This window comes from Zhongshania sp. (genome assembly GCF_041584495.1).
In the GTDB taxonomy this organism is placed as follows: Bacteria; Pseudomonadota; Gammaproteobacteria; order Pseudomonadales; family Spongiibacteraceae; genus Spongiibacter.
In genome coordinates, this window is sequence record NZ_JBFHDY010000169.1 from 1 (window position 1) to 5,344 (window position 5,344).

The window sequence follows — 5,344 nt, forward strand, 5'->3', positions numbered from 1 at the left end:
TTGCTGGCCTCAGCGGCCTTCCAGCGGCCACGAAGTGAATACAGCATATGGAAACGGCGACGACAGCAGCGAGAGGAGCTCCTAGCACTGCAGGGAATCTTGATATGAATTTATTCCGGACAGTAGTGTGCGAAGGCAGGGATCCATATGAGCGAATGCTTTAAACAACATGACATCCCCGGTATTACTGGCGACAATACGCCAAATTCTTTATGGCGCGCACGTATGTCACTAGCCCCTCACATTGCTTATCTTGGTGTGGACACTGGCGGTACGTTTACCGATTTTGTGTTGTTTTATGAGCAGCAAGTTCGCAGTTATAAGTGTCTGTCTTCCCCAGATCACCCCGAGCAGGCCATTTTAACGGGAATTCGCGCGCTGGGCCTGACGGAGCTCATTGCCGCTGGCCATTTAGTTGTGGTGCACGGTTCAACCGTTGCCACCAATGCCGCGTTGGAAGGCAAGGGGGTGCGCACGGCGTTTATTACAAATCGCGGTTTTGGCGATATGCTCACCATTGGTCGGCAAACCCGTTCGGCCCTATATGATTTACGTCCGGCACCAAAACTCGAACCGGTACCCGCGAACTTGTGTTTAGAAACCGGTGGGCGTATTGGTGCCGACGGTAGGCTTATCGACGATCTCACCGCAAATGACATCGCCGCGCTGCAAGAGCAGATTCGAACACTCAAGCCTGACGCAGTGGCGATCAATTTATTATTCTCGTTTATAGATGATCGCTTTGAAAAGGTCATTGCCGAGGCCATGCCAGAGGCTGTGTTTGTGTCGCGCTCTTCGCAGGTTTTGCCTGAATACAAGGAGTATGAGCGAGGCATGGCGACGTGGTTAAATGCCTGGCTTGGCCCCAAAGTGGCCAGCTATCTTGGTCGTTTGCAGGCCGAGTTAAAGACCACGCCACTGTCAATTATGCAGTCTTCTGGCGGCACTACTGACGCCGCCAACGCCGGCCAGCGGGCGGTAAATTTGCTTTTATCAGGCCCTGCTGGGGGCTTGGCGGCGGTAAAGCATCTCGCCGATAGTTTACCGCGCCCTCGCTTGATGAGCTTTGATATGGGGGGGACGTCCAGCGACGTGGCCTTGATCCATGGCGAGATAAAACTTACTAGCGAAGGCAAAATTGGCCCCTACCCTGTCGCGGTTCCTATGGTGGATATGCACACCATCGGCGCGGGCGGTGGCTCCATTGCCTATGTTGATGAGGGCGGCATGCTGCGGGTGGGCCCTGAGTCGGCGGGCGCCGACCCCGGGCCCGCCTGTTATAACAAAGGTGGACGCAAGGCCACGGTCACCGATGCCAATATGGTGCTGGGTCGACTGCCCGCGAGTGCTAAACTCGGCGGCGCAATGCCACTTGACATCAACGCCGCCCGCAGCGCCGTTGATGTGCTCGCGCAGCAATTACACTTAAGTATTGAAGAGGCTGCAGCGGGAATTATCGCCATTGCCAACGAGCATATGATCCGCGCACTGCGGGTGATCTCTGTGCAGCGCGGTTACGACCCTGCCGAGTTTAGTCTCTGCTGTTTTGGCGGCGCGGGAGGTTTACACGTGTGCGCACTCGCCGAAGCCTTGGGCTGCACCGAGATTATTGTGCCCAATTACGGCGGGGTATTTTCAGCCCTAGGCATGTTGCTGGCACCGAAAGAGCGGCAATTATCTCGCACGCTCAACGCCAAGCTTGTGTCGGTTAGTAGTGAAGCCGTGTTGGGGCATTTACATAATTTGGCGCTCACTGGCCGCGCGCAATTGCAAAACGAAGGCGTTGACGACGCGGAGATCACAGAGCACCCCAGTGTTGATCTGTGTTACAGCGGGCAGTCCTATACCTTAAATATCCCTTGGCAGACTTCGCTGGCCGATCTAGAGAAGGCCTTTCACCAAGCCCACGAACAGCGGTATGGGCATAGGCTAACGCTGCCAGTGCAGCTCGTTAATGTTCGCCAAGCCCTGCGCGCGGCCACGTCGATCCCGCCTCTGCCTAACTTAGCGCCGCGCCCACCTTGTCAGCCATTAGACCAGGGCTCTGTTTTTTTCGCCAAGGCCTACCACGCCACCCCGCGCTATGTGCGTGATGAACTGGCCAGCGGGCAAAGGGTTTTAGGCCCTGCGCTCATTAGCGAAACCGTGGCCACTACCTGGCTTGCCGAAGGTTGGCAGGCGACTGTGAATGCGCAAGGGCATTTGCTTATTCGTCAGCTTGATCGCCAATCACCAGCTAGCCAGCCTAAGGCATGACAGCAAGCGGCCGATACAGCTACAGTAGACGGATTAAATTTAATCCTGCACTAATAGGCCCTGTATGACGGAAAAATCGATCAGCCACCCTCTGTTTGACCGCGGCATCAGCCACGCTGGTTTAAAACAGGTGCGCGAACGATTTACCAAGCTCAACCATGAGCGTTTGCTGCGTACCCGCACGGCACTTTTACCTCGCCAGCAAATATTCTTAGACCTGTTGCCGCTGCTGATTCATATTAACCACCCCATACTGCCGGGCTACAAAAGCGCTAACACCCCCTGCGGTATCGACGGCTACACGCCCGACAAGTTAACCCTGGAGCGGGTACGCAGCAATATTGCGCGCAGTGTGCAATACCGTCACGACGAACAAGCAGCGCCGCTAATCCACAGTGTTTTTTTAATGGGCTCATGTGGCACGGTCGCTCAGGCTGAAGACTCTGACCTCGACGTATGGCTCTGTCATCACAACAGCATTGACGAACTCGGCTTACAGCGCTTGTACAATAAAGCCGCTGCCATTTCAGGCTGGGCCCGCAGCCTCGGTTTAGATATTCACTTTTTCTTGATGGACAGTGAGCAGTTTCGTCGCGGCCAGCGTGACCGCATTAGCGCCGAAGCCGCTGGCACCAGCCAACATTATTTATTGTTAGACGAGTTTTATCGCAGCGCCTTGCTGGTGGCTGGTCGCTACCCGCTATGGTGGTTGGTGCCCCCGAGCGAAGAAGTGAATTACCAAGAATACACCGCGTTACTGCACGCCCAGGGCTTTGTTGGACCTGACGAGTCTATTGATTTTGGCGGGGTTTCCGATATCCCTGCCGGCGAGTTTATTGGCGCCGGGGTTTGGCAGCTCTACAAGGCCATTAGCTCGCCTTATAAGGCGGTGCTAAAGCTATTGCTGACCGAGGCCTACGCCCGCAATTTCCCCAATGTGGTGCCGCTGTGTATTGATTTGAAAGAAGCTGTTTACCGTGGCGAAGTCAGCAGTGACGACTTTGATCCCTATATCATGGTGTACCGGCGTTTGGCCGAGTATTTAAGCTCGCGCAAGGAGTTTGATCGCCTTGAGCTAATTCGCCGTGCGTTTTATTTTAAAGTCGGTATTCGACTTTCACAGACCGCTGGCAGCGCAGCGCCTTGGCGGCGGAGATTACTCGAGACACTCATTGCGCAGTGGCAATGGCCTCCAGAGCAACTTCTGAACTTAGATACGCGCAGTCGCTGGAAAATTCGCCGGGTACGTGATGAACATCGTTTCTTAGTTGCCGAACTGACCAATAGCTACCGCTTTTTGCAGGACTTTGCCCAGCAGAGTAATAGCCCAGCCCTAATTAAGTCGCAAGAGATGACCTTGCTCGGCCGCAAGCTGTACGCGGCCTTTGAGCGTAAGCGCAATAAAGTCGAATGGCTAAACCCAGGCATTGCCCCCGACGTATCGGAAGAACAATTATTCTTTCACACCTTAGGCTTCGGCGAACAGCGGCGCTGGGCAGTGAGTAGCAGCGCCCGCCACGATTTTGAACACGACGCTATTCTGCAAGAACACGAGCACCTGAGCGGGCTATTATGTTGGTGTTTTTGTAATGGCCTCATTAACGACTACACACAGCTACGACTCAATGCGCGGCAGGATGGTGTATCTGAAAATGACCTACGAGAAATGGCCCGTCACTTAAGCGGCCACCTTCCCCGCAAAGCCTATGCCGCCGATCCGCAAAAGCACGAAGCGTTTAATCGCCCCAAAGTACCAGAAGCAATGCTGTTGTATATTAATTTAGGGCAAGGCGCACTAAGCTCACTCGGCGCTGCCGGACTCGCCAAACACAATAGCAGCTACCCAATCACCCATATTGAAATTGTGGTTATTAATAGCTGGGGGGAGGTCTCGTCGCTTGCCTTTGCCGGACAAGAAGCCATTATCGACGCCTTTCGGGTTTACCAGCAGTTAATGCTAGCGGCCTCTAAAGCCAGTGCAGCACCAATAATCGACGCTCTGTGCTTTAATGACCCGGAACAAAAACTACGCAAACGCGTCCGGCACCTGCCGCGGCTATTATACCGCGCGTTTTATACACAACCCAAAAATAAGCGAGTCATTATTAAACTGAGTAATGGTTTCCATATATTACAAACTGAAAACGATGAATTACGCAGCATTCACGCCCATAGCTATTCCACGCTAATTCAGTGCCTGGGGCGGGGGCAAACCAGCTTCAGCCCTGTGTTAATGGACCAATACTGCGCACCAAACTCCGCGTTAGCAAGCATAGTAGATACCGCCACAACCCCAGATTGCTATGTGTTTTTTCATCGTCGGGACGACTTTGCCGACCTCTTTGTGCGCGATGAGCGTGGCTCCCTGCACTACACCACCGCCGCGTTTAGCAATGTTAACCAGCTTTTACTGCCACTGGTTTTGTTTCTGCAGCGCTGCCGCACTGAGCAAGCAGGCAAACATCAGTTTCGCCTATTTGAACTCCACCAGCAGGACAACCGCTGGCGCAGCCAAGTATTAGACCTAAGTGAATTAATAGCTAACAACCCCGCCGAGGATACTCGCGTCCAACTTGAGGCCATCGCCAAAACCGACAGCAAGGGGCGCTTAGTATTTGATATGCGTTACCAAGACCAGCACTTCAGCTATGACAAAGCGGGTCCGGCTATATTTGACCAGTTAGCCAGTCAATTACTGCTGCAAGAAACTCGCCCTACCCATTATCAACTCGACGCAATAAACCTCCGCAGCCAGCCACCACAGCAAACCAGTGTTTATCTGCGCTATAAGCAACATATTGAAGAGATACTGAATACCTCGGTATTGTCGCAATGAGCTTACGGTTCAAATTCTGGTGCTAGATGCTGGACCGGAGACGCCAAAGCTGATTCTCGCGTTTTATTTTGTGTGCGGTCGGGGAAATACCAGCTTCGTACTGAGATGGACCCCTGCCTTCGCACACTACTGTCCGGAATAAATTCATATCAAGATTCCCTGCAGTGCTAGGAGCTCCTCTCGCTGCTGTCGTCGCCGTTTCCATATGCTGTATTCACTTCGTGGCCGCTGGAAGGCCGCTGAGGCCAGCAA

General features: G+C 53.6%; 2 protein-coding genes. Both read left to right on the forward strand.

Features of this window, described 5'->3' with window-relative positions; genetic code table 11:
- Positions 1 to 147 precede the first annotated feature (147 nt).
- Complete coding sequence (locus ABYP33_RS17205) at positions 148 to 2,256, forward strand: hydantoinase/oxoprolinase family protein (protein WP_373092381.1); 2,109 nt, start codon at positions 148 to 150, stop codon at positions 2,254 to 2,256.
- Between the two features lie 64 nt (positions 2,257 to 2,320).
- The gene (locus tag ABYP33_RS17210; protein ID WP_373092382.1) at positions 2,321 to 5,092 is read left to right on the forward strand and encodes a class I adenylate cyclase; all 2,772 of its coding nucleotides are present in this window, start codon (positions 2,321 to 2,323) and stop codon (positions 5,090 to 5,092) included.
- Positions 5,093 to 5,344: the final 252 nt, after the last annotated feature.